The 26,670-nt window shown below is 54.9% G+C and carries 15 protein-coding genes; 7 read left to right on the plus strand and 8 right to left on the minus strand.

Features of this window, described 5'->3' with window-relative positions; translation table 11 throughout:
• Positions 1–71: 71 nt before the first annotated feature.
• Positions 72–6,302, minus strand: a complete 6,231-nt coding sequence (locus AAGJ81_05850; GenBank protein ID MEM0965653.1) for an autotransporter-associated beta strand repeat-containing protein — start codon at positions 6,300–6,302, stop codon at positions 72–74.
• A 383-nt stretch (positions 6,303–6,685) separates the two neighbouring features.
• Between AAGJ81_05850 and AAGJ81_05855 the strand changes: the two genes are divergently transcribed.
• Positions 6,686–7,726 (plus strand): helix-turn-helix domain-containing protein, encoded by a 1,041-nt coding sequence (locus AAGJ81_05855; protein MEM0965654.1) that lies wholly within the window; start codon positions 6,686–6,688, stop codon positions 7,724–7,726.
• A gap of 308 nt (positions 7,727–8,034) precedes the next feature.
• Here AAGJ81_05855 and AAGJ81_05860 read toward each other — a convergent pair whose 3' ends face one another.
• A complete protein-coding gene (locus AAGJ81_05860; protein ID MEM0965655.1) occupies positions 8,035–8,835 on the minus strand; it encodes a TIGR00282 family metallophosphoesterase in 801 nt (266 codons plus the stop codon).
• Between the two features lie 170 nt (positions 8,836–9,005).
• Here AAGJ81_05860 and ilvB point away from each other — a divergent pair, with 170 nt between their 5' ends.
• Together ilvB and AAGJ81_05870 are read left to right on the plus strand one after the other, a co-directional pair.
• Positions 9,006–10,721 (plus strand): biosynthetic-type acetolactate synthase large subunit, encoded by a 1,716-nt coding sequence (gene ilvB / locus AAGJ81_05865; GenBank protein MEM0965656.1) that lies wholly within the window; start codon positions 9,006–9,008, stop codon positions 10,719–10,721.
• A 98-nt stretch (positions 10,722–10,819) separates the two neighbouring features.
• Positions 10,820–12,151 (plus strand): hypothetical protein, encoded by a 1,332-nt coding sequence (locus tag AAGJ81_05870; protein MEM0965657.1) that lies wholly within the window; start codon positions 10,820–10,822, stop codon positions 12,149–12,151.
• Between the two features lie 410 nt (positions 12,152–12,561).
• Here the strand turns inward: AAGJ81_05870 and AAGJ81_05875 are convergent, their stop codons facing one another.
• A complete protein-coding gene (locus AAGJ81_05875) occupies positions 12,562–14,127 on the minus strand; it encodes an NCS2 family permease (protein MEM0965658.1) in 1,566 nt (521 codons plus the stop codon).
• A 189-nt stretch (positions 14,128–14,316) separates the two neighbouring features.
• On the opposite strand from AAGJ81_05875, the gene AAGJ81_05880 reads away from it, so the two are divergent.
• Positions 14,317–15,429, plus strand: a complete 1,113-nt coding sequence (locus AAGJ81_05880; GenBank protein ID MEM0965659.1) for a hypothetical protein — start codon at positions 14,317–14,319, stop codon at positions 15,427–15,429.
• An 84-nt stretch (positions 15,430–15,513) separates the two neighbouring features.
• Complete coding sequence (locus tag AAGJ81_05885; protein ID MEM0965660.1) at positions 15,514–17,817, plus strand: helicase C-terminal domain-containing protein; 2,304 nt, start codon at positions 15,514–15,516, stop codon at positions 17,815–17,817.
• Here the strand turns inward: AAGJ81_05885 and AAGJ81_05890 are convergent.
• From AAGJ81_05890 to AAGJ81_05910, 5 genes are read right to left on the minus strand one after another with little or no spacing between them, the layout of a single operon-like run.
• On the minus strand, positions 17,806–18,786 hold the full coding sequence (locus AAGJ81_05890) for a polysaccharide deacetylase family protein (GenBank protein ID MEM0965661.1): 981 nt from the start codon (positions 18,784–18,786) through the stop codon (positions 17,806–17,808). The two genes, AAGJ81_05885 and AAGJ81_05890, sit on opposite strands and share 12 nt — an antisense overlap.
• Positions 18,783–20,258: an FAD-dependent oxidoreductase gene (locus AAGJ81_05895; GenBank protein ID MEM0965662.1), complete on the minus strand. Its 1,476-nt coding sequence runs from the start codon at positions 20,256–20,258 to the stop codon at positions 18,783–18,785. The genes AAGJ81_05890 and AAGJ81_05895 overlap by 4 nt, the downstream gene beginning before the upstream one ends.
• Entirely contained in the window at positions 20,255–21,421 is a 1,167-nt protein-coding gene (locus tag AAGJ81_05900) for a glycosyltransferase (GenBank protein ID MEM0965663.1), read from the minus strand. Before AAGJ81_05900 ends, AAGJ81_05895 begins: the two co-directional genes overlap by 4 nt.
• Entirely contained in the window at positions 21,418–22,944 is a 1,527-nt protein-coding gene (locus AAGJ81_05905) for a class I SAM-dependent methyltransferase (GenBank protein MEM0965664.1), read from the minus strand. Before AAGJ81_05905 ends, AAGJ81_05900 begins: the two co-directional genes overlap by 4 nt.
• Before the next feature lie 2 nt (positions 22,945–22,946).
• Positions 22,947–24,353, minus strand: a complete 1,407-nt coding sequence (locus AAGJ81_05910; GenBank protein ID MEM0965665.1) for a hypothetical protein — start codon at positions 24,351–24,353, stop codon at positions 22,947–22,949.
• 99 nt (positions 24,354–24,452) lie between these two features.
• Between AAGJ81_05910 and AAGJ81_05915 the strand changes: the two genes are divergently transcribed.
• Together AAGJ81_05915 and AAGJ81_05920 are read left to right on the plus strand one after the other, a co-directional pair.
• Positions 24,453–26,162: a Na+/H+ antiporter NhaC family protein gene (locus tag AAGJ81_05915; protein MEM0965666.1), complete on the plus strand. Its 1,710-nt coding sequence runs from the start codon at positions 24,453–24,455 to the stop codon at positions 26,160–26,162.
• Positions 26,163–26,250: 88 nt separating this feature from the next.
• On the plus strand, positions 26,251–26,613 hold the full coding sequence (locus tag AAGJ81_05920) for a hypothetical protein (GenBank protein MEM0965667.1): 363 nt from the start codon (positions 26,251–26,253) through the stop codon (positions 26,611–26,613).
• Positions 26,614–26,670: the final 57 nt, after the last annotated feature.

The following is a 26,670-nucleotide window of genomic DNA, read 5'->3' on the forward strand; positions in this document are numbered from 1 at the left end:
TGGAGGGACATCGTCCTCGATGTCCGCGAGCCGATTGGATGGAACAGACATCGAGGACGATGTCCCTCCAATCAGCAGCGCAGTCTCCGGCGCAAAAGCGCGAGCACCGACCCCAAAGCAATCAACCAAGTCGCCGCCGACTCGGGAACTGCGGTAATGTCGAGAGACCCCGTCAGCGCATCAAAGGTCCCTCCAAACCCGCTCTGCTGGAACTTCACGTCCGTAAAGGTCATTCCTCCGATCACATTCGGCGCATCGAAGATCTGGAAAGAATCCCCGATTACCGGAATGTAGCCTCCCAGAAAACCGATCAGCAACTCCCCACCATAGGCAATATTTCCGTCCACCTCAATCTGATCGAAGCTCGTCACACTTTCGATCTCAATAAACGTCGTCGCAGTAGACTCAAGGACAAGGTCGGAGCGAAAACGGATTGCTCCCGCCGAATTTCCTGGGGAAAGGGTCCCGGAGACGGTGGTGGTACCAATCACTATGCCAGCCCCGGCGAGCGTCCCGCCAGACTCAACCGTCACCACACCGGTGCCGAGCGGGCCGTTGCCGATGCCGCCACCGTTGAAGCGAAGGGTGCCGGCTGAGATCGTGGTGCCTCCGGTGTAAGTGTTGGGACCTGTCAACGTGGTTTGGCCGGAGCCTGTATGATTGATCGCAAGGGCGCCCGAAAGCAACACAGCCGCGCCTAGTGTGGTGCCGTCGCGGGTGAAATGGTAATCGCTGTCGCTGTGATTAAAGCTGACCGTACCCGTGCCTGTGCCCGCGGTGTCAACCGCATTTGCGTCGACGATCCCGGCGGCACCGCCTTCGCCGATTTGCAAGAGACTCACGTTAGTGGGCGTGGCGCTGTTGGAACCCATGCGGATAGAACGATTATTACCCACACTCACTCGACCCCCTTCGGCCAAGATAAGGGTACCCTCTCCGTCGACTCCAACCTCAACCTGGTTACCTGAGATCCATTGGGAACCCGCACCACTCACGCGCACCACTCCGATGGAACCTGATAGGCGACCAATGCGCGCAGGGGTGTTGTCCGGCGTTCTCAAAACCCCGCCCGCGGTGACGTCAAGCCTACCTTCTCCCTCAGAACCGACGGACAAACCTCCGGAAAGTTCCCAGGTCGACCCCGCTCCGGTCAGCGTCACCATGCCCCTACCCGTTCTTGCCCCAATCGAGCCCTGAGTATTCGTCACGGCAGCGCCATCTTCAATCAGGAGGCTGCCAGTACCAAATTCGCCGACAGTCAATATCCCGGCATTGGTCCACCGGGAGTTCTCCCCGCTCACGATCACACTGCTGGTCGAGATGCCCCGGCGCGCGATCCAGCCATTCTCGCTGGTCACGAGGCCACCCGCTTCAATCCGCACCGTGGCGTTGCCAAAAATACCGGCAGTAAGATCGCCGCTGTTGAGCATTTGCGAGCCTGTGCCAGTCACGGTGACAGAACCCGTAGACCCGGTAAAATCCGCAATTTGGGTAGAATTCGCATCCAGTATGCCACCATTGGACACCTGAAGGCTGCCAGCCCCTCTGTCACCAACGAGCACATTGGTGCCCTGAAGCATACCGTCCATGACCTGGAGAATTCCCTCCGACCCAGCGTTTTGCCCGAGAAGAATATCACCAACGGAGCTTGCACCTTGGGAACTGTAGACGAGGGTGCCGGTTTGCCCCGCAGTGGCACCGAGCGACACGGTGCCATCTCCCCCCAGGGTGCTATTCCAGGCAATCATCAGAGTACCGTTTGGCACCTGCAGGGACGCCACGGAGAAATCCGCCTCGGCCAGGGTGGTCTGGCCAGCACCGTTATGGTTCAGAGAAAGCTTACCCGTCAGCGCGACGGCCTCGCCGGTCGCAGTGCCATCGCGCGTGAAGAAGTAGTCACTGTCGGTGTGGTTGAAGTTCACCACACCGCTACCTGCGCCGGTCGTGACCTCCTCAACACTGAGAATTCCAGCCGCTCCGCCGTTGCCGATGTTCAGCGTACCGCTGCCAGTCGCATCAACGCCGAGGGTGATGATGGCGTCGCCGGGGATACTCGAGGCAATATTAGAGTCTCTTATTTCTCCGCCGTCGGCAATAGTGAGGGTGCCCGTGCCAGCCTCACCGACGAAAAGATCACCGAACATTTCCCAGGTTGAGCCTGCACCTGTCACTGTGGCCGTGCCGCTTCCGCCTTGCGCCTGTCCCAGCGTAGCTGAAAAGGTTTGTGCCCTTCCGCTATCAACAAGAGTGAACGTGCCCGTGCCAGCATCCCCAATGAAAAAGGTATCAGGGTTCGTCCCACCAAAACCGCCGCTCACCGTAAAAATTGAACCGCTACCTGTCACCGTGACGGTGCCCAAGGATCCCGCCGCCTGACCCAGAGTGGCTACGATGCTGCTGGCGAATCCACCGCTGGATACATTGACGGTGCCAGCCCCTTCCGCTCCGACGGTGAGCGTGATCGTCTCATCGAGGCTGGTGCCGACACCCCAGCGGGAAGTGCCTCCAGTCACGTTAACTGTGCCCACACCGCTGGAAGCATTGCCGACGATGGCGCTGCGCTGACTGATAGCGTCCGCACCGCTTTCAACGTTTAGAGTGCCCGTGCCCGCGTCGCCGATAATCATGCCGGTGGTGCCGCTGGTCAGGTTTGCGCCGACGTTCCACTCGGAGTCTCCGCCTGTGACGGTGACCGTGCCCACGCCGGTGGTTGCCACAGCTCCGAGGGTGGCCGTTCCTCGAGTTTCGGCGATGCCACCACTCTGCACGTTGAGGATGCCTTCGCCCGCTTGTCCGACCACGAGGTTCTCAACGCTGATGAAGTCCGCACCCGTGCTGACAGTAGCGTCGCCGCTGCTGCCGCTCGCCGCGCCGAGGGTGATCCCACGGGCACTATTTACAATCGCGTTGTCGGAGACATTGAGCGTTCCCGTGCCAGCGTCGCCAATGGTGAGGGCACCGGGATCGCTGGTAGTCAAGTTACCGCCGACGGTCCATTGGGAACCGCTGCCCGCGACCTGCACCTCGCCCACTCCGCTGGTCGCCTCACCGACGGTGGCCGTCTGTAGACTTTGCAGCTGAGCGCCACCATCCAGATTAATGACGCCCCTGCCGCTCTGGCCGATGATAAGGTCCCCGCCGATTTCCCCTTGGGTCGAAGAGCCGAGGAGGTTGAGCGTGCCGGTGATCCCGCTGGTTTGCCCGAGAACGGCGTTTTGCGCATTCGTGAAGGTCGCGCCGTTGGTGACGCTGAGCGTGCCCGTGCCGGCGTTGCCAACAATTAGGCTCACTTCTCCGGCGTTCATGTCTTCGCCTACCGACCAGTCCGAGCCCGTGCCGGTGAGGGTAACGGTGCCCTGACCGGTGGCGGTGTTGCCGAGGGTGGCCGCACCGCGGGTTTCGACGAAGCCGCCGTCCTCCACCAGGATGATGCCGGTGCCCGCCTCGCCGATGATAACATTCTCCACGAAAACAAAGCCTCCCTCTCCGTCGGCTGCGTTGATGCCGGAGACGTTGAGCGTGCCCATGCTGCCACTGGCGTTGCCGAGGATTGCGTTGCGGATGCTGCCGCCGATTGCGCGGTCGGAGACAATGATTGTGCCCGTGCCGTTGTCGCCGATGATCAGACTGGTGGCATCCGTCCCCGTCAAATCATTGCCGACCGAGAGGAGGGAACCCAGCCCACCGAGGTTGACCACACCCACGCCGGTGGCACTGCTCCCGATGATGGCGGTCTGGCGGGGTTCGAAGCGCGCGCCGCCGAAGATGTTGAGCGTACCGGTGCTGTTTTCGCCCACGAAAATCTCGTTAACCCTCATGCTGCCATCGATCATGTTCAATATGCCCCCCGAACCGGTGGTTTCGCCCAAGGAGATGACGCCCGCGCTGCTGGCTCCGGAGGAGTCGTGGGTAAAGATGCCGGTGAGCCCATCGATCAAACCGAGGGTGATGGAATCGTTCGCTCCCGAGGTGACGGATGCACCGTCCGTCAGCTCCAGCCTGCCATCCGAAATACGAATCCCGCCAGTCACGTGAGCGGCCTGCGGCAGAATCATCGTGCCGTTGAGTCCTTTGTTGACTTTGATTCCGCCGGTGAGCGCCACGGGCGCACCGGTCGCGGTGCCGTCGTGGGTAAAGTAGTAGTTGCCCCCGGTGACGGCGAAGTTGACGGTGGCGTCGCCCGCACCCTGGGTAATCTCGCCTGCCTGGACCAAGCCCGGAGCCCTGCCATCGCCGATATTGAGGGTGCTGAAGGAACTGGCCTGGGCGGCGATGGTGATCGTGCCGTCGGGAATGGAAGCATTGCCCACACGGATTACTCCTCCGTCGGCCAGAGTCAACGTGCCATCGCCCGCGTCACCGACCGTGAGGCCAGTCGCGGCCTCGAGCCGGGAATCCGTGCCCGTCACCGTTGCGGCGCCCACGCCGCCGCTGGCTTGCCCCAAGATTGCTGCGCCGTCAGTGCTGACCTGCCCGCCGTCGCTGACGTTGAGCGTACCGGTTCCTTCGTTTCCGACTGTCAAATCGCCACTGCTCGTCCAAGTGGAGTTTGTGCCGCTAACGGAGTCCGTGCCCGTCACGGTGACCGTGCCGGTGCCTCGGCCGGCCTCTCCGATGACGGCGGTGCCGCTGTTGGAAACTTTAGCGCCGTTCGAGACGTTGAGAGTTCCAGGGCCTTCATTGCCAACGGTGAGGTCGCCCGATACCGTCCAGTCCGACCCATCCCCATCGACGTTGACAGTGCCTCTTCCATCGCTGTTGAGCCCACCGTTGTTTTGATCGGCGATGATAGCGCTGCCGCTCGTCACGGCACCGCCTTGCAAAATGTCGAGCTGCCCAGTTCCGCTCTGACCGACCCGCAGAGCGTTGTCTACATTCCACTCGGAGCCGCTCCCCGTCACTGTAACCACACCCGTCCCGGTCACGAGTTGGCCGCTGGAATTCTGAGCTCTTCCCAGAGTGCCGCTTCCGCTGGAGACGACCCCGCTATCTGAGATGTTCAGAGTGCCGTTGCCCAGATCGCCGACGACAAGCACTCCGGTGTTGCTCCATTGTGAGCCCGCGCCGTTCACGTTGACCGTGCCCGTTGAGCCGTTTTTATCTGCCAAAGTGGCACTGCCACTCGAAACCACCCCGCCGCCGGAAACCGTCAAGGTGCCTTGCCCTTGGTCGCCAACGGTAAGGTTTTCGGTGATCGTCCATTGGGAGGGCGTCCCGCTTTGCGAATCCGTGCCGCTGACCAATACCGTGCCCGTGGCGAGATTGTCTGCTCCCAAAAGGCCGTTGCGGCTGGAAACAAGCCCGCCGAGCAAGACATCGAGAGTGCCGGTCCCGCTATTCCCGATGGAGAGATCCCCGCTGTTGTTCCACTGCGAGCCATCTCCCGTGACCGTGACCGTGCCCACTGCGTTTGGGTTCGGGGCATCGAAGCGACCCGCCACGAAACCATCGACCCCCGAGACCACCCCGCCGTTTTCCACCAGCAGCGTTCCCTCGCCTTCATTGCCAACAGAAACAAACCCGGTGGCTGTCAGTTGGGAGTTGTTCACGGTAACATCCCCCGTCGAACCGCCTACGCGGGCAATAAAGACGTTGGGCGCGGTGACCAGTGCACCGTCCTCAATCCGAAGCGTTCCGTCGCCAATCCGGCCCACTACAAGCTCGAGAGTATTTTCCCACTGCGATCCAGTTCCACTCACCGTCGCGGAGCCCACGCTGCCAGAGTTACGCGCGAGGGTGCCCCTGCTGTTCGTCACCTTGCCGCCAGCGTTGATGTTGAGGATGCCCTCTCCGTCCGCGCCGACGACCAATTCACCAACTTCTGAGTCATTGATGTTCCAAGTGGATCCCGTCCCGGTGATCGTCGCGGTGCTCGTTGCTCCCGCCCCAGCGCCAAGGCTAGCGAGGTTTCCGCCGACGAGGACCGACCCGCCGTTCTCTATGAGGAGATTAGTCTGGCCGCTTTCGCCCATGATCATTTGCCGGTTGACGTCCCAGATGCTCCCCGCTCCGGTGACGGTTGCCGTGCTCGTCATCGCGCCGCCACTCTGGATCCTGCCGAAAGCAAGGTCGAGTCTGCTGCCGCCATTAACGGTGAGAGTGCCAAAATCGGTGGTGGAGCCGATCGTGCCATCGACCGTGGAGTTACCGCCGTTGGTCCAAAAGAAATCAGGGGCCTCGTTTACCGGATCGACAATCCCGGTGACATTGATGACGGCGAGAGTGCTGGTTCCAGTAAGTCCGCATACGGCGGCAACTACCGTGCGAAGGAACAGTTGATATCGCTTTGGCAAAGGCATCATTTTCTCACAAAAAATAGCGGTAAGAATATCAAAGAGACCCGCGTCCTGTCATTAGACTGGAGTACCAAAAATCATTGGACTGGAGTACCAGTGGAGGGACGCGCACACAGAAAAAAGGCGCATTTTAAACGCTCAACTTCCAAGACTGAACATCGAATTTCAAAGTTGGATGTTTAGCGTTCAATGTTCAACGTTCGCGATCTGCGTGTTGCGAACACGGTGGGGTTTTCTCTTCTTGCGGAGAACCTTATAATAGAGGGCCCCACAACATCAGAACACTTTGTTGGACACAGATCTCGATGTCCGCTGGCTACTTGGTTTTCATCTTCCTACCCGCTCTTGCCTTTTGGCTGATCTCGGCATTATACCCCCTTTCCAATCCGATGAGCGAATCTAATACAGCCTCCATTCCTAAGTTGCCGGTAGTGTCCGTTGATGGCCGAGACGGATCAGCCCATGACGGCTTTGAGGTCTGGCACGAGATCTGCCGACCGGTTTTCCACACGAGCAAGCGGGAATCGAATGGGCGGTTTGATTCCTCTGTTCGATTTTGTGAGATTGACGGTTTGGTCTTTGGTGAGACTCGTTACGGGGCGACCCGTTTCGACCGCACCCCGAGACATGTCCGCAAGGGAGAATCCGACCACCTCGCCCTCCATTTTCTCCAAAGCGGAGAGGAGTTCGGCGAGGCCAACGGAACGCCGATCCAAACCAAAACGGGACAAATCGTGCTACAAGACTGGGCGAGATCATTTTCGAAGCAATCGACCGCAGTACATCAGCTCTCGGTGATCATCCCGCGAGACCGGGTGCCGCTTTGCTCAACCATATTTGCACGGGAACCCATCCACAACTGGGACCTGGACTCCGCCGGAGGTCGGCTCCTCTCCCATAGTCTGAAAGCCGTGTTTGATGGAATGAGTAATTTCATCGTGTCCGACGCTTCTACAATCGGAGATGCCTTCATCAGTTTAGTCAACAGCCTGTTGGAATCCGAATGGAAAGGGCAGTCTGTTTCAGAGGACGCAAACTTCCCTGCAATCAAGGACTATTTGCGAAGGAACCTAAGACGCCAAAACTTGGGACTGGTCGATCTTCAGCGAGACTTTTCACTTTCCCGTTCTTCTGCCTACCGAATGTTCCGCGATGAGGGCGGCATTCGCACCTTCATCCAAAACGAACGTCTCGCTGCCTGCTACCGTGAACTGATGAAAGGTCCAAACACATCGCAATCCGTTCGCCGAATCGCCGAAAAATGGGGATTCTCGGACTCTTCCTATTTTCACCGACTCTTTCGCAAGCGCTACGGAATGACCCCTAGAGAAGCGATGGAACTCTCTCACAAATACGACAGCCCGCGAGGCTATGATTCAATCTCCCAACCACCGGAGATCGGAACGCTCCATCAGTGGATTGGTTGCTGAGAAGCGACTGAATCTCTAGGGGGACATTTTCCTTACTGTGAAAATATCCATTGGAGGGACATCGGCCTCGATGTCCGGGGCCTCGCAGTGAAGAGAACGTTTAACTTCCAACGCTGAACATCGAAGTAAGAGGGTCTGTTAACGTTGGACGTTTAGCGTTGAAAGTTTAACGTTCGCTATCTCCCTCGCTTGCTATCGGCCTCGATGTCCGGGAGCCGGCTGGATGGAACAGAAATCGAGGACGATGTCCCTCCATAAGGTAATGACACCGACGCCTCAGGCGAGGCGTCCAAAGATCGCGTTCCGCTCTACAATCCCGCCTCGCTCGCGGTATCCGGTACCGCTAACGATTCCAATCCTGTGGCCCGCCCCCTTTGGTCAAAATCCACAATCACGCCACGCATCCAAACGTCTTCCTGAGCCACGGTGAACTTTCTGGGCATTCCATCTAGGAAACGCTGAAGCACCGGTTCCACATCACGCCCCAGGACACTCTGGTAGGGACCGGTCATTCCCACATCTGTAATGTAGGCTGTGCCACGCGGAAGGACCCTGCCGTCTGCAGTAGGCGTGTGAGTATGGGTCCCAACGACAACAGTTGCTTCGCCATCCAACATCCAACCCATCGCAATTTTCTCCGAAGTCGTTTCCGCATGAATCTCCACCAACAGGGCGTCCACTTGCGGCCTCAGTTCTGCGACCATCCTTTCCGCCGTCCGAAACGGGCAGGCCCCTTTTACCTTCATGAACTCCCGGCCAAGAACGGTAAAAACCCCCAACCGGTAACCCGTTCCCTCGATGATGAGATGGGTTCGACCTGGGCAGCTTTCATCCAAATTCGCAGGACGACAGACCTTTTCGAGACTACCGATCTCTTCCGCAAAGCCTCTTTGATCCCACAAATGATCGCCCAAAGTAATCGCATCCACCCCTGCATCCAAAATCTCCCTCGCCAAACGCGAGGTCAGTCCAGCCCCGGCCGCAGCGTTTTCACCGTTGGCAATAACACGGTCGATCTGACGGGTCTGGCGGACTTCCTTTAGTCGCTGCTGCAAAATCTCCCGGCCCGGACGGCCGACGATATCACCCAGAAAAAGTATGCGAGGCATCGCCTGATTGACACACCACACCTGGGAAAAGGAAAGGATGAAATGCTTGCCTATCCACGCCTTCTTGCCTTTGGTGGTGGGTTTCGATCAAAGCCATGTCTACCAAAACCGCCAAACAGTCGCCGGAAACAATTCTTCAGTTCCAGCCTCAGTATGAGGAAGGACCCGAAATGAAGGGTGCGGACGTGATGGTCGCCGCCCTCGAACGCGAAGGTGTGGACACGGTTTACGCCTACCCAGGCGGAGCTTCGATGGAGCTCCACCAAGCCTTGGTCAAATCCAAGAAGATCCGCACGATCCTCCCGCGCCACGAGCAAGGCGGGGGCTTTATGGCCCATGGCCATGCGAGGGCAACGGGTAAAGCTGCCGTCTGTATGGCCACCAGCGGACCGGGTGCGACCAATTTGATCACCTGTATTGCTGACGCGTATATGGATAGCACTCCGCTGATAGCCATTACTGGCCAGGTCTACCAGAGCCTCATCGGGAAGAGCGCTTTTCAAGAGACCGACGTTCTCGGGATCTCCATGCCGATCGTTAAACACAGCTACATGGTTTTGACGAAAGAGGACCTTCCGACGGTCATCAAAGAAGCCTTCCACATTGCGCAAAGCGGACGCCCTGGGCCGGTTCTTATCGATATTCCAAAGGACGTTCAGCAGGCCGTATTCAAGCCACGCTTTCCAAAGGAACTCCACTTGCCCGGCTACCCGAAGCCCCCTCATGCCTCTGACAATGAGCTCCTGGAAATTCTCGGCCTGATCCAAGAGGCCAAAAAACCGGTCCTTTACGCAGGTGGTGGAATCATCAGCAGCCATGCGACGAAGGCACTGCGCGAATTTGCGGACAAGACGGGCATTCCCGTTGCCTCGACCTTGATGGGGATCGGCTGCATGGATCCGGACCACCCTCTCTCCCTCTACTGGTTTGGAATGCACGGAACTGTTGCTGGAAACTGGGCAGTCTGTGAGAGTGATCTGCTCATTTGCGTTGGAGCCCGCTTTGACGACCGCATCACCGGGGCCGTCGATAAGTTTGCACCCGATGCCAAAATCGTTCACTTCGACCTCGACCGCTCCGAGCATCACAAGAATAAGAAGGCCCACTACCCTATCTTTGGGGAAGTCAAGGACGCCCTCGAGCGACTCAACAAACTCGTCGACTCAACGGACTTTGCCAAACCTGACCTGAGCGACTGGCTCGCTACTCTTGATGGTTGGAAGAAGGAGCATCCGTTTACGTATCAGGAAAGTCCCCACATTCTTCCCCAGGAAGCGATCGAGGTTCTCTACGAAGAGACCAATGGCGAAGCGATCATAACAACAGGGGTAGGTCAGCACCAAATGTGGGCCGCCCAATACTACCGCTTCAAAGATCCCCGCACATACATTAGTTCACTGGGCCTTGGAACTATGGGCTTCGGCTACCCGGCCGCAGTAGGGGCCAAGGTCGCCTTCCCGGACAAAGAGGTCATCGACATTGATGGAGACGGATCGTTCCTCATGAACGTTCAGGAGCTGGCGACTGCGAAGATCGAAAAGATCAACGCCAAGTGCCTCCTCCTCAACAATCAGCATCTTGGAATGGTCGTTCAGTGGGAAGATCGGTTCTACGAAGGCTGCCGCGGACAAACGATTCTTGGCGATCCGGATAACATTGGAAGTCCTGAAAACATCGACGGGCTCTATCCGGACTTTGTCAGCATCGCGAACGGCTTCGGCGTGAAAGCCCGCCGGGTCATCCGCAAAGAGGAGCTGCGCGAAGCCATTCAGGAAATGCTAGCCCACGACGGCCCCTATCTCCTCGATGTGGTAGTTCCCTACACCGAGCACGTTTTGCCGATGATCCCCCAAGGAAAATCGGCAAAAGAGATTCTGACGGAGTGAGTTAAGGTCGGAGGAAAACATGCTTGGTCACCTTCGAAAACGCTCAGACTCCACTCGCCATCAGCGTTTCTCCTAAAACCTCCGCAAGACGTTTCCGATTGAGTAGACAGGTACTGCTCATCGTCTGCTCTATCACACAAGGCTTGATCGCCTACTCAAATCCCAACAAGCAGGGACCAAACCCTGAGAATGTCTGGTTAGACTACATCAATGAAGACATTTCTCCCAGCGACCTTCGAACGGACTATCGCAAACGGGGCATAGCAACCAATCATGCTGAGTTGTTTGGAGCCATTCCTCCAAGCGATCAAAACGGATGGAAATCATTTTCCGATGGTCTTGACCAACTATACGCCTTAAGGGAGCTGCATGAGAACTTAGCTTTGTCCGATAGAAATCATACACGGGAGAACGGGTTCGCAAACGTAGTTAATGAAGCACGCGCTATCTTAGAAAGCGAAGAAGTAAAGAGCGCAATTAGCCTGGTTGAAACTGCGGTAACAGTGTCTCGGTGGATACCGCTCCGGAACTGGGAGTTAGGAGCAGATTTGATCGCTCCTGAAATCGAAAAGATAAGGATCATCGGCGAGATTCTTTCAGCCGCGTATAAACTCTCCATTGTTGCTCCAAACGAATCGGCTTGGTCTTCTTCATTTTTGTTGCAGACCCTAGTTAAATTTTCCCAACGAGTAGCAAACGATGGCCTCTTGATATCATTCCTTAGCGGTGTCCACATTCGTCAATTGCCTGTCAAAGCAGCACGCTGGGCATACTCTAGAGGTGCTCCTGTGGCTAAACCGCCATCTCTAAACCTCGATTTATGGAAGACTCTTTACACGCGATGTGTAGTCTCGGAACGAATCTTACATGAAATTTCCTTCGAGAGACTTCGGAATGGAGAGACAGCTGAAATGATAGTTTACGCGCTCGAAGAAGGAGGCATAAGCACAAAACCGAAAAGCGATTCCCAAAGAACCAAGATGCTTGAGATCCTTGACTCTGAAGAGGGGCAATACATGAAATGCATGGAGCTTATCTCTACAGAGAGACCAGAATTGATCGAAAAGACTCTTGAATTATACTTAAGGCAAAACGAAACGAAAGCCGTCGTGCCTATGATTGCAGGTGTAGGTTTTTCATGGAGAAAGTTAAATCAACTAGTGATCCACCAACAAGCATGGGTCATCGCGGAAGCGATCGAAAAGCACCAATCGATATACGGCTATTATCCACCCAATCTCGAATCGACTGATGCCAAGGAGATTCTGACCAGTGACTTTGAGTATCAGTCACTCGACGACGGAGATGCTTATTTGCTTTTCCCAACAGACCCTTACCTTCTGGAAAATGCCGTATTCGAACTCAGTTCTATTGTTTGGTTTCCTTCATCAATGGATGTCGAAGAGGCAAGACAAATACTTACGGAGTGAGTTTGCGGCTAGATCGGACCGATTTTCTTCTTGTTCTCAAAGATATAAGAGAGGGTTTATCCCTCGAAAACCAAGTCTGGATTTCAGCCATGATTATCGAGGCGTAACCGCCGTCGCCATTTTGGCTATGTCGACCAACAAGTCTCCTTCTACCCAATCTAGAACTAAAGACCTTAATCGTACTCCTACTCTTAATCCTAATCGAATTCTGGAGATTAAGATTAAGAGAAAGATTAAGATTACGATTAGGGCATCCACCCTCTTCATCCTTGGTCATCCATGCCAATTCTCTCTCTCGCATGGATGATTTTTAGGAGCGGCGACTTTAGTCGCCGAAGTGGAGTTTCACTTGAGCAACACGCAAATCGGCGGCTCAAGCCGCCACTCCCATCATCTCGACTAAAGTGTCTCTACTCTACCTCACGGAAAACCCAAGGAACACTCCACAAGACACCCGCTGCGATGAGGTAATAGATCGCCCAAGCAGGATTGTCACCCAAGGTTTCTTGATAGCCTACCGCTGTAAACTGGAAACTATGGATAAAGCCCAATCCGGCGAGAACAGCGCCGGCAACCGCCCAAGCAGCACCCAAGCGAAAACGGCGATCAATGATTGCACAGGTGATTGAGGCTAAAATCATACAGGTGTACAAGTATCCGGCATTGAGCGCGAAGATGCCAGAGAGAGCCAGACCCTGCGCCGAATACACCGACGGATCTGTCGGCAGAGCGTCTCCACCGCCTCCAAAACCCAGGGCGGACCAAGTCCTTTGCATGGTCAATAAGGAAAAGGCGGCCAATGCCGGAACCATACCCGTCGCCACGGCCGGTATATGCGCTCGCGGAACCGCCTCAAAAGCCTGACTGGCAATCGTAAGACCGATCCAGATGAGAATCGCCATGCCCGCTTCGATCGGAATGATGCCTGCCAAAACGCTGATCGAACCGGTGCATAGAATGACCGTAAAGACGATTCCCGTCAGACTGCTGTAGCCTGCCCGAGCACCTAGTTTCTTCCATCCGGGATGCCCAATATAGATCGTCGTCGGAAACGGAGAACCGAAGATCCCAGTCAACATCGAGCCCAGCCCATTCACCAATAAAGGACCTTTCGTAGGATAAGAATCGCCCGCCGCTGCTGCCGACTCGATGTTCATCAGCGAGCCGACCAAACTGATCAGCCCCATCGTCAGGATGACTGGCGAATAGGGCAAAAGGTAAGGCAGGGCAGCCACCATTTCACCCACTACCGGAACCGGCAAAAAGAACCCGAGATAATCAGTGGAAATGGATAGATTTGCAGAAGGTCCACCACCAGTCAGCCAAAACTGACTCCACGACAAAATCACCCCGACCAATAGCACAAGGGATCCACCCGGAATCCCCCAGCGGACCTTCATCTTTCCGAAGTAAAGAACGAGGGTCAGGAGAAGGGTCGTAATGCCGACCAAGGGAAACGAATAGGCGCGAAAAAAGTAGTCGCCCCCGATAAATAAAAATCCGATTCCCCCAATCGCAGCAAGAAGAGCTGCCCGAGGAGTGATTCGTCGCACCCACCCGGCCGCGAACGAACCGATAAACTCGATAAGACCCGAGAACACCGCAGCAAGAACGCCAGCTCCCCACGCGGCCCGGATCGCATCGGCTTCGGTTGCACCGTCCGCCAATGCACCCAGCTTTACTGGCAGCATAATCCCAAAGGTGAAGACGATAATCGTAAAAATATTGATGCCGTAGGGAAGTGCGCAGACGTCGTCTCGTCCTGTCTCAGCAGCCAACTTTTGAGCCAAACGGGCGAAGTAGAGGTTGCCGACAATCAGCCCAACAGCGTTGGCGGGGAGAATACGGGTAAAGAGGAGTTCCGGATCAAAGCCGATCACCCCCAACGCAAGCGCGTTGATCAACAAAAGCATGATCAGGTTATCGAGACCCAGTGCGAACAGCCCGTCCCAATCTCCCTTTACCAATCGTTTCATTGGCCTCGGTTCTGCGCTTCTGCCGTGAAAAGGGCAAGAACAGTGTTACCTATGTCCTGACCGCTCCTTTCGATTGCTGTCTTTCAACGTTGGACGTTCAGTGTTCAAAGTTCCCCATCTCCAATCCACTCCTATCCTAAAGACGTTTAACAGTCGCCATCCGAAGCCGATCACGTCACCCTACCATCCATGCAGGAGAACGAGGCTCTCGACGAACTCCAGACCACTCGGAAAAAACCCATTTACCCGGTTAAGGAAGGACTACGCTCCTACCTGGCCAAACACGGACGGGAGCGAAGGCTGCCGGTAACCTACGAAGAGCTGCTCGACTATTCGGTTTCTGTTCCACTGCGGGATTCAGCGGGCAAAGACACTTTGTGGGAAACAGTCGCCTACCCCCAGCCCGATATGCAGCGAATTTCAAAGGCGCTTACCCAGATCTATGGCATCCTCAAAACCGATGGAGAATGGTCAGCGGTAGACAATCTCTACATGGACCGAATCGACTTCTGCACGTTCGGCAATTCCCATCCTTTCCGGATCCGCATCGTCAACGTACACAACGATAACCAGGATTATTACTACATCAAAAAGGCGGATGCCTCTCGGGTTTACGGTCTTGAACTGGAGCACCTCCTCTCGCCAAACCGCATGCATTACCTGACCTACGGACAGACTCTTGTCGAGGAGCACGTAATCGGCATTCCGGGAGATGCCTTTATTCGCGATTGGCTCGACAATCCTCAGATCAGCCGGATCCGACTCGCAAAAGAGCTGGTCAAATTCAACGAGCGTTGCTTCCTTCGCCTTCTGGGAGACATGCGCTCCTACAATTTTGTCGTAGACATCACCCCGGACTTCGAGGGATTCCAACTCAGGATCCGCCCGATGGATTTTGATCAACAGAGTTATCAAGGCCGCAAACACGCCTACCTTCCCCAGTTCTTCAAAAGCAACAACGAGTTGGTGTTCTTCTGCCTAAACAACCTCATTAAGGAGACGGCTTACCAATACCAACTGGAGGAGCACGCGATGATGACCCGCCGCATCAACCTCATCCACAAACGCCTCAGAATGCTCCTTGCCGAGATGTCTGATGACACCATTTCCGAACAGGAAAACGTCGAGCAGTTGAGAGCTGAACTGGCGGATCACCATGAACGCAAAGCATTCCTCAAAGCGAACAGCATGGGAGGAATCGTCCGCGAAAGCCTACACACGATCCTCGACCACAGTGCAATCCCAGCAGACAAGAGTTCTCCGCTTCGACTGGATATAGATGAAGTTCAGGACAGCGAATGATTCATTCGGAACGGCGGCTTTAGCCGCCGATTTGATTCTCCTTCGTGACCTACGCTTTCGGCGGCTGAAGCCGCCGCTCCTAGCGTGAAGATTGATCCAGAAACCAGAATTGTTCAGATCGGCATCCGCGAACTGGCCGAATTCGAAGTACTTCGAGCGGGTCGAGGAGGGACCTCTGGAACTTGGCGTCTTGAAACCGGACGGGCATGGCACAAAACCGTGCAGGAGGAACATTCCGACGAATTTCTTCACGAGCATCCGGTTCAGGGAAAAATCGTTAGGGGCGGTTGGCAGCTATTCCTCGACGGACGCTGCGATCTCTTCCACGAGGAAGCTACGACAGCGGTTTTCGGAGAAATCAAAACCGTAACCGATGCCCTCCCCCTTTCCGAGTCCGAGTTGCGGACGCGCTATCCAAGCTATTTCCGCCAGCTAGCCACTTACCTTCTTGCGTCCAACCGCATCGATTCCCCGGAGAAGTCTTTCCTCCTATTTCTCAATATTGATTCGGCAATTCGACAGACGGTTCCCCTGCAGAAAAACGATCTAGCTGATCTGGAAAAGCACATCGAACGCCTGTTGGGTTTTTTCGAGTTCTCTGCGAATCGGGCGACCAAACGGAAAAATCTCACCTGGCCTTCCTTTCAAGACCATTCCCGCGAAGGACAGGTTGAGGCATCCCGGGAGGTCTCCGCTGCTGAAGAACAGCACCGGATCGTTGGCTTTCAGGCGCCGACCGGATTCGGCAAGACCCGAATCATTCTGGAGCACGCTCTCGAAGCCATAAAGGTCGGTAAAGCAGACCGCATAATTTATCTTACGGGAAAGACGAGTGGTCAGGAGCAGGCCTGCGTCGAAGCAGCTACCCTTTTTCCGTCGGGCAACGACTTTCGCACCTATCGAATGAGGAACCATCGCGAACACTACAATGCGCTCCCCTGCGAAGACTGCCTTCCCGATCAATGTGGTTCCCCTCACGAAGGACAACCAACTCCCCCCCTCGACGAGCTTATCGCACTACCGGGCAACTCCGAAAAGACATGGGAGAACATCATTCGCCTAGCCGATGCCTATCGGATGTGCCCCTATACACTTTCTCGGGCCATCCTGACATTTACGGACCTTTGGATCGGCGATTACAACTACCTATTTTCCCCATCGTCCCGGCACGTCTTTCTCGAACAACCCGGTTTCGATCCAGCGCGAACCTGGCTTCTCATCGATGAGGCCCACAACCTACCGAATCGAGTCGCCTCCTCTCTCGGCGGATCCCTCGTTGATCGATCCGTTGGTCATGCAGCTGACGAGCTATCGGCCGCCAGAGGAGGAAAACCCCTTTCGTCCGTGCTGCGAGAATTGACTCATGAATTCGCCTCTCTCCGCCCGGATTCAGCCCTGGGTGCTACGGAATCTTACCTCTTCGCAAACCTCTTCGAAGCTGGTGCCGAGTCACTTTCCCAATTGTCAGTCGATTGGAGAGAGCTGACTCCAGATACTGTATCCACTTTGCAAGCACTGGGCTCCGCCCACGCCCTTTTGGAAAACGAAGCCCTTCGCCCAATCCTCTGGTCGCCATCTCAAGGAAGAATCGATTGGCTCCCCCTGAAAGTTGGTCCATGGATCACGAAGACGCTCGAGGACTTCGCACAAACCGTCTTCTTCTCAGGCACTCTGGATCCGTTTTCCATCTTTTTGGAGGATTGTGGCATGGAGAGTCGGTCGGGAACTTATGTGCGGGTAAGTGCTCAGGGTCCCAACCAGTTTCGCACTGCCATCGATGGCCGAGTCCGCACAACCCTCAGAGAGCGTGGGAACTACGCCCCTAAAACCGCAGAGACTATCCGCGACTTGGCGGAAAGAGCTACAAGTTGTGTCGCGGCGTTCTTTCCCTCCTTCGAATACGCGGAAACCATCGCAACTTACCTGGGTGCTATCGCTCCCCACCTCCGATCGGAGGTCCAGCCCAGAAATCTCAATGTCGAGGAACGGGAAAACTTCGCCCGCACAGCCCCCTTGTCCAACGATGTCCTCTTTCTCATGTTGGGAGGCAGCTTTTCGGAGGCGGTCGACTCTCTTGGAGGGATTATCGAAACCGCGATCATCGTTGGGCCCGCCCTACCGGAGCTCTCCACAATCAATCGCATCCGAATCGATGAATACCCAGACAAGGAACAGGGATTCCACCACGTCTGCCGGATCCCCGGTATGCGCCGCGTCAACCAAGCCATCGGAAGACTCGTCCGCAGCCAAGAGCACCGAGCAACGATCGTTCTTCATGACAGCCGATTTTTAGAGAAGGAATATCGAGACCTCCTCCGCGATGATCTCGGTGAGATTACCGAGATTCGAAACGACGCCGATTGGCCAAAGTGGGCATTACCCCGGTAATTTCAAAATCCACTCGTGCTTTAACCGCATGAGTCGGAATGGGCTGGATGCTTTGTGAACGTACCGCTTTCCCGGAAAAGAGTCAGCAAAGGCAGCCTCATATCCTACAACCGCAGCTTCCTCCCGCGCAACTTTCCCTCCAATGGTCCAAGGGAAACACAGAAGCCGTGTGGGCCGTCCTAGTTCTTTCTCGAAGACTTCCCGACACTGAACGAGGTCTTTTTGAATCGCTGCACGTTGCTCCGCAGCATTTTCAGCGGCCTCTCCTCGAAAAGCAGGAACATCCGACATCCGCGCGTGGGTGATCAGCTTTGGCGATCCAATCTCACGCTCATCGTACGGACGAAAACTCTCTTCACCCGACCAGACTAGCGGTCGTGAAAGCAACGAGACCCGTTCACAATCCTCAGCAGTCCAAATGCCTGTAGCCTCCTTGGAAACCGGAATTTGTTCGTGGGCAAAGGTATGGGACTCAACGGAGATTACGTTGCCTTTGTCGAGCTGACGCAGTTCATCCCATCGGCAAAAGGGTTCCTCGCCAGCATCCCCTAAATCAGTGAGCTCAGGACGGTTCCGAATCGTGTCTCTTACCCCCGGTTGCGTCGATACCCGTCCGGGAATCGCAAAGGTAATCGCCTGCATACCGAGTTCTTCGAGAAGAGGGGCCGCTACTGTCCAGAGCGATGACCACGCATCATCAAAAGTGAGAACGACGGTCTTCGGAGAGGGCTCTTTCCCGTTCTTCGCAACTTCAAGAATATCTTCTACTGAACCCGTGCGATAACCATTTTTCGAAAGATGCTCCAGAAAAGGTCGCAGATACGATGGCGTGACCTCGTGAAAGTGAAAAACAGGAAGGATCTTCGGATTCAATCGGCCTCCAAAAGCGAATGCTGGATAGCAGCCCAACAACACGTCCAACGGAGCCCGCCATCGACTGTATCTCTCTGACCACGGAATTCGTGTCATTCTACTGCGTTCTCCTCGGGCTCACTTCGCCAAAGATGCCTATTCACCTCTTCAATTTCCCTTTTCTTTCGGTCAGTATCCCAATCAAGGATGGTATCGAGTCGATCTGCAGCACGGATCAGACTTGATTTCGAAAGTTTCTGATCCAAAGCAACGTTTGTCCGCCGAAACAAGACATCACTAAGCCGGTAAACCATCTCCGCCTTACAGGCACTAGCCAGTTCTGAAGGCTCGATCGTATCTTCGGCAAAGAGCAATCGCTCCCAATCTGGAACTTCTTCAAACTCCCGATGAACGAGTCGGGGAGCTAACTTGCATTCCAATTTCTGCAATACCTCCCGGGCAATCTCAGGAGCGGTTGTGTATTTTACTGTGCGCACCAAAACATGATCAGACTCTCGAAGATAGACTTCACTTTCCTTTGCCGGTTGATCGCCACCCGAAGGCCGAGAATCTGCTGGAAGGAGGCCTGCATGCACGTAAGCCAGCGTTTGCCGATTGAAGCCTGCTTGAGGAGCGACTTCTTCAATCTCAGAAAGCCATTGATCGACGTCATCCTCGGATACAGTAGTATTTGTTAAATCGATACGATCATACCAAGTCCCGACCATGGTCTGCTCACCACGAGGCACAAAGAAGAGCAACCTGTTCCCGTGTCGAATCAGCGCATCTGGATCTTTGGAAGGGTCTAAACTCTCCAGACCGACGGCCCGTCTCCCAAACGGATTACCATCAAAAACCAGATTGACTCCTCGCAGAACCGCGAGGCGCTCCGATTCACTCATCCGATCTTCCACTTTAGTTCCGGTGGCCTCTACGCAACAACCAGCAACCGCTTCCCACTCCCGATCGCTCTTCAAGTCCCTGAGGGCAACCTTCCAAAGATTCCTTTTCTCGCGCTTCAGCTGAGTCGCTTCGACATAGTTCAAACAGCTGGCACCTGCCCGACAGGCCGCTCGGATGGTTTCAAAAACCACTCTGTCGCTATTCCTCATGACCGCTTCATTCCAAGTCGCGATACCCGTTGCATCATCAGAGAAACGAACAGCCGGAACTTCCCGCGAGGGATCGCAGCGCTTCACCCTCCCATTGGCCATGGTCCCACCGTCTGACCAAACTCGACACAAAATCCCAAAGATCCCAAGGGCTACTCGCATCGCCCATACCCCACGGACTCCCTTACCCTTCGTCTCCAAGACAAAGGGAATATCCGCAATGAAATCACCGGCCACTGCTCGCAAAGCTCGAACGGAACGCCTTGATTCACGAATGCGCTTCAAGTTGCCGTGTTGCAGGTAACGCAGGCCTCCATGCAGGACCTTGAGACTATTGGCTGATGTTCCCGATCCAAAGTCCCCCTTTTCGACCAACAGAACTGACTGCCCGGCACGAGCTGCTTCAAGAGCTACCCATGCACCCTGAATTCCTCCTCCCACCACAAGAAGGTCATACTGGTCAACAGGTTCACTCACATCAATTGTTCATAGGCACCGAGAATCTTGGAGGCCAGCTCTTCCCTCGAATAAAGGGTTGTCGCCAAACCTTTCGCCTTTCCCCCTAGCCGCTGCCGAAGATCGGAACTCTCCCGCAGAGCCAACAAACCATCAGCCAATCCTTTCTCAGAAGCCTCCGCCAAGAACGCCACGTCATCCGAAAGGATCTGAGTATGAGATAAAATTCTTGTCGCAAGCAGAGGCTTTCCTGCAGCGAGGTAAGAATACACCTTCATCGGTGTGTTTACTCCTTTTGTCCGCGGCGAGACAAGGATGTCGGCCTGGTCCAAAAGGAAAGGGAGATGATCCAACGGTTGCGGCCCTGTAAAATGGACACGGTCCTCCACTTCACTTCCCCGAATCTGTCTCTCCAATTCATCCTGCCGCTTTCCGCCACCAATCAATACCAATTCCAAATCCTCGACATCAGGGATCCGTTTCATCGCATCAATCAGCAGGTCGACGCCCTGATACTTTTCAAAATTTCCGACGTAGAGAGCAATGAGCGAACCGGCTCCCACCAACGTCTTCAAATCCAACAAATCGTCTTGAGGAAAATCGCCTCGGGGCGGTGGAACATCATGAAGCGTGGTTCGCGGTGTCAGCGGTGCCAGACCTCCAGCAATCTCTTCGAGGGCCGGACAAACGGGAAGTATCCAATCCACTCTTTTCATCACAAATCGTTCGGCGCATCGTAAACAGGACCTAAGAAAGCCAAGCCGCGGAAACTTCTCGACGATCTGATCGCTCATGCAAGAGTCCATATCGTAGACCAGCTTAGCGGGAAAAATCAGCCGGATCCACCACGCAACAAAAACAGCCTCTTCAACCGCGTGATAAACTGTGAACCGCCGAAAGAACAGCATCCGAAAGAAACGACCCATGAGAAACACATCGGCGCACAGCTTCCCAAAAGAAAGACCGATCCCGATAAAGCGGACAAAAGGGATCCGAAACGTTCGGATCAGCTCAACCTCGTTGAGTTGAGGATCGTCACCAAAAGGTAGGGTCACGATAGTCACCTTCCACCCTCCTTCGGAGAGAATCTCGGCAAGATCCCTCACCGCGATGGGTGTCCCACGCTCGATGAAAAAGGGATGTGGCGCCAAAATAGCCACTGACCTCTCCGGAGCTTTTTTCACAGAACCTTCTCCTTTTTCGCCGAAACGATTACCGGAGAGCCGAACAAACTGGTGAGTCCTATCCTCCCGAAGACCGCTTCCAAACGTTTCGCCAATCTGCCTGATCCCGCCATTCGATAGAGCGCCATTGGAAGGAAAAACTGAGGACGCCATTGAAACTCTGCCACACCTGCCTTCCTCATTGCGGCCACGATCTGCTTTCGACGGAAAATCGAGAACTTTCGCGTGTCCTTCTCAATTCCTTTTTTCAAAAGAAAGAACATACCGGAAAGAAAATTAAAACTTCGAAGATCCGGATAGTCCACGATGACTCCACAACGGGAAACCCGAACAGCCTCAGCGATCAACTTTTCCCAACTGCGTTCGTGGGTAATCAGGCGGAAAGCGGTTACCACATCAAAGGAATCGTCCGGATATGGCAGGTGGAGCAAGTCCCCTGTCGAAAAGCGATAGTTCTCTTCACCCAGCAGACGGTCCGGCCTTCGACGGCAACTTTCATGACTCGCGAATATCGATACCGTCCAACCACGTTTATGGAATTCCGGAGAGTATTGTGCATGCCCCCCTCCCAGATCCAGAAGGGAGGATGCTGTCTCTCCTCTTTCCTCCGTTTTCATCCTCTCTGCCAATTCAAGCGCGAGAGTCCTTTGCCGCTCCAAGAAAAAGGCTCCTACATCTCCCGAGAATCGCCGCGCATACCGATCCGTCGCGGACTCGATGTCGCCGCGATCCGATTCACCCGTAAAGCCAGAAGGCAACTCTTGTGGAAAACTAAATCCCTTTCTTCTAAGTCGCACTTGGGCCTTCAACGCATGAACACTCGAAAAAGGCTTCCGAATAGGCTCCAACTCATTTCCGTTCTCCACAAGCCACGCTTTCAGCTGTGTCACGTCACCCACCCGAGGAATTTCGCCTTTGAACAGCATTCCTGCCGAGAATGCGTTCGCCTCCTCCCCGTTCATCGGGAGCGGATCACTGCCATCCAAACGCCGCGAACCCGCCCATTCCTTCCAGACTCCAGCTATGAAACGGGATCCGACTCCGCGATCCGGACGGGTCCCCGAGTCACCCGCGAAAAGTCCCGGGCGAGTCTTCCCAAATTCCTTTGCAATCAACTCTCCACGCGCTCCGCGCCACTTCCCGAAGCCCCACGGCAAAATCACAACATCATCGTTTGAAACGCCTTCGTGGATCATCGCGCCCAGTGGTCCAGCCTCTGGCTTCTTGCCCCACACCAGCAATTCGACATTCTCCTCCGAAACGACCTGGCTCCCGCGAAAGAAAGAAATCTTTGTTCCCGTTTGTTCCCAAACACCTGAAACGGCCACGTCTGACTCTTCCACTTCAGACAAGCCAAACTGTTGCCAGATCAAGAGGAAGGACGGCCAACACTCGACAAAATCCGTATCATAGACGACGCCAACTATCCCTTTATACTTCGCGGCTAACTCGCCGATTCGTTTTTGAAAAGGCTGCTTTTTAAAAGGAGGATACCAGTGAAGATGAAAGTCGAAAAGGGTCACAATCAGTTGGATACGTCGACATACAGCGTCTCCGCTCCTTCGTTCAGGTCGGAGAAAACCTTCGGACCTTGGAACTTAGGATTTCCATCATAAATCTCCAGAGACAGATCGTATGAGTCGCCTACGCTCCGACGGAAACCACGTATCATCTCACTGTCTTCAATCACTTTGTGGGCTACAATCACCTCCCCTGGATCGCCGGTCTCAGGCAAGGCGTCAACTCGGTATCGATAAACCGCAAACGCCGAGGTGTATGTTCCTAAGTCTGCCGTCCGCGGCTGTGTCTTCGCTAGAAGAACACCTCTTGTATGAAACGTGGTAGCACTCTGCGCCAGTTTCCGATCATCAGACGATTCAGCGGATGATCCCTTTGCATTCGTTTGAATCTTTCCGGGGAAGACAGCCACATCAGGGAAAAGGTCGGGCCGATCGTCGTTGGTAATGCGGCTCCACGCTTCCACTGATTGGTAATCCTCGGAAAAGCGACCCACATAAATCTCCGCCAGCTCGTAATTGCCGTGGGGCATTGGACCACTAACCCCAAAGAATCGGGAATGGTTCGACCAGCGGGGATAATAGGTGCGGCCCCCATCGATCCCCTGAGCACCCGTAATATTCACAATCCACCGATCTCCTGAATCGTCTGGCTGAAAATCCGAATTGGTCGCAAAAAACTGGAGGTTCCGGTGCCGCCCATCAAACACCCAGATCAAACCCCGGTTATCCGGAGAGAGCGACGCCCAACAGCCTCCTGCATATACATTGAACTTTTTGGTATCTAAGTTAACCAGACCGCCGTTCGGTGCTGCCGGGAAAAGGCCACCTGCAAATTCTCCACTAGCCCCCAGTTGAAAATTATCCCGAGCCACCGGGTGATCCCAGACCACCTCCAGTGCCGATGGATTGTCCAGTGGAAAGCGGTCCACTCCAGATACGTTGCCACGATTGTCCATAGGGCCTCGTCCCGAGTACACCCACACCTGCCCCCGCGGATCTTCCCACACATCCAAAGCAAGACCCGAACCCATCGGAATGAGTGAGGATCCGCCCCAGTCGAGCTTTATGATGTTGCCTCGACGATCAGACAAATCCGTAAAAATCACAGTCTGACCATCGGGCGACAAGAGTGGTTTGTTGTAATTCCGAAATCCCTCGTGGAGCACCCGCTCGCCGAAACCGTCCGCACTGTCATAACCCATCAACACCACCTTGTCCGTCGCCGCATGCCAATCCGTTCCATCTCCCACTTCCCGAATCCACACGACCCTCATAGTTCCCCCGGACAGGTCAGCGGGAGCGAGTAGTTCTGTAGATACCCCAACCGGAGCAGGCGGCTCGCCAGCGTCTGGAACCTGCGAACACCCCACCAGAAAGCTCAAAAAACAACCCGTAAGCATGAAAACCCGCATGGGTCTGAACAAATCAGAAGACTGAAACGGTTCAACTTCATTTCCCTTCTCCCCGAAGATCCGCTTGGCTCCTGAGCAGAATCCCGCATTCTTCTCCGCGTGAGAATCTTCAAAACCGTTTCTTTCTGGTTCCTCGTCCTCGCCCTAACATTGTCCTTTTGGGCTGGTCGTTCTGCCGACACCACCTATGTCGTCGAATCGAGGGAACTCGCCCCGTCAGAATTCCAAGAGATTCTCGAGACCGGGGGCATCTCTGAGTTTATCACCACGGACCAATCTATCCTTTGGCCGTTGAGAAACACCAATCCTGCTGTCGCACCTGCGGTGATCACCGAACAGGTGGTTGTGGAAACGGACGAGGGCCCTCGCTATTATCAAGTTGACCTTTTCTCCCACCGCGGATGGTGGTCCCTCTTCCCAGCGTTTGTGACCATTGTTCTCTGTTTCCTCACGAGAGAACCTGTCACCGCTTTGATCGGAGGGGTGGTTTCGGGAGCACTCTTGCTGCAGGAATATGATGTTACCGGAAGTGTCATGGCAACGGGACTCGCTACCGGTACCGCCGCAAACGTGATTCTTCTCTACCTGATTTTTCTCGGCGGTCTACTCGGAATTTGGTCGAAAAACGGGGGGGCGTTAGCGTTCGGCCAATTCGTCACCAAACGATTCGTGCGTGGTCCAAAAACAGCCAAGCTGGTTGCATGGGCCTTGGGTGCGTCGTTTTTTCAGGGTGGCTCGATAAGCTCGCTGCTAGTCGGCACGACGGTCAAGCCAGTTGCTGATGCGGAAAAGGTCAGTCACGAAGAACTCTCTTACGTCGTAGACTCCACGTCCTCACCCATCGCAGTTGTTCTTCCCTTCAACGCTTGGCCTGTCTACGTCCAAGGGTTGATTTTCATCGGAGGAGTCTCTGTCCTCGCAACCGAGGCAGATCGTATTTCGTTTTTCTTCGATTCCATTTATCTTTTCTTTTACGCCATTCTCGCTGTCCTTTTCACTTTTCTGATCAGCATTGATAAACTTCCGTTTATCGGCCCGAGCTTTCGTGCTGCGGTGAAAAGATCTCGCGAGACAGGGCAACTCGACCGTCCCGGAGCCACCCCTTTGCAGGCATCAGGCGTGGCCAAGAATACCGTTCCGGAAGGCTATCGCCCCGTTGCTTGGGAGTTTCTCCTCCCCCTTTGCCTAATTATAGGAATCGCTGTAGGAACAAACGAATTTCTTGGCTCTCCCAATGTGCTCTGGGCCTTTGGAATCGCTATCGCGGTCGCTTTCTTCTGCAGCATTCTGAGAGGGATGTCCCTCAAACAGGTAGTCGAGGGATTCACTACTGGTCTGCAAAGTGTGGTTTACGGAGCGGTGATATTACTCCTCGCGGTAGTCATCGGCGGATTGAGCAGTGAAACCGGAGGCGGCCTCTTCCTAGTCGAAGCTCTGGGAGGGGCCCTTCCTTTTTGGATTCTCCCTTTCGCTCTTTTCGTGCTAACGATCATCATTGCCTTCGCAACCGGAACGAGCTGGGGAACTTACGCGGTTACGTTCCCGCTTGCGATGCCTCTTGCCTGGGCAACCGCGGTCGCTGGAGACATGCAGTCCCCAATCTTATACCTCCAAATCTGCTTTGCTGCGGTAATCAACGGGAGCGTCATGGGAGACCAATGTTCACCGATTTCGGATACCACGGTCCTTTCGAGTATATCAACTGGATGCGACCTAATGGACCACGTGCGAACCCAGATCCTCCCATGCGTTGTCGCAGGGGTTCTCGCCGCTATCGGCTGGACTCTTCTTTCTTTCACTGCGGCGTAACCGGAGCTCCCAGAATAAAGACGGCGATCGTTAAACTTTGAACATCGAACACTGAACTTCCAACTCACAGACTTTAAACGTTCGAAGTTTGAAGTTCGAAGTTCAAAAAAAGGTCTTCTTTGCTCTCTCGTTGTTGCTCATCAATGGGTGGCGCTGTGCCACTTCTGCGCAACCCCTCGTCGAGTCCGATCCAGAGGTCCGCGTTGAGGTCGGCGACTTCTTCGGTCCCGGTGCAACTGGTGCCTATCGCGCCGAAAACGCGATGGTGTCGACCGCCTCAGTCCAAGCGACCCTCGCCGGGCTAGAGATTTTGCATCAAGGACGCAACGCCTTCGATGCTGCTGTCCTTGTTCAACTGCCCCTGACTCCGGTAGATGACATGGGGGTTTATCAGGAGCGTGGGAGCGCTAGACTGATAAACCTATGCAAAGACCCACATCATCTACATTAGACAATAAGAACGCACTGCCCTCAGTGATCAAGCTCGCTATCGACGTGCATGCGTCGA

Source organism: Verrucomicrobiota bacterium (assembly GCA_038744685.1).
In the GTDB taxonomy this organism is placed as follows: Bacteria; Verrucomicrobiota; Verrucomicrobiia; order Opitutales; family Puniceicoccaceae; genus Puniceicoccus.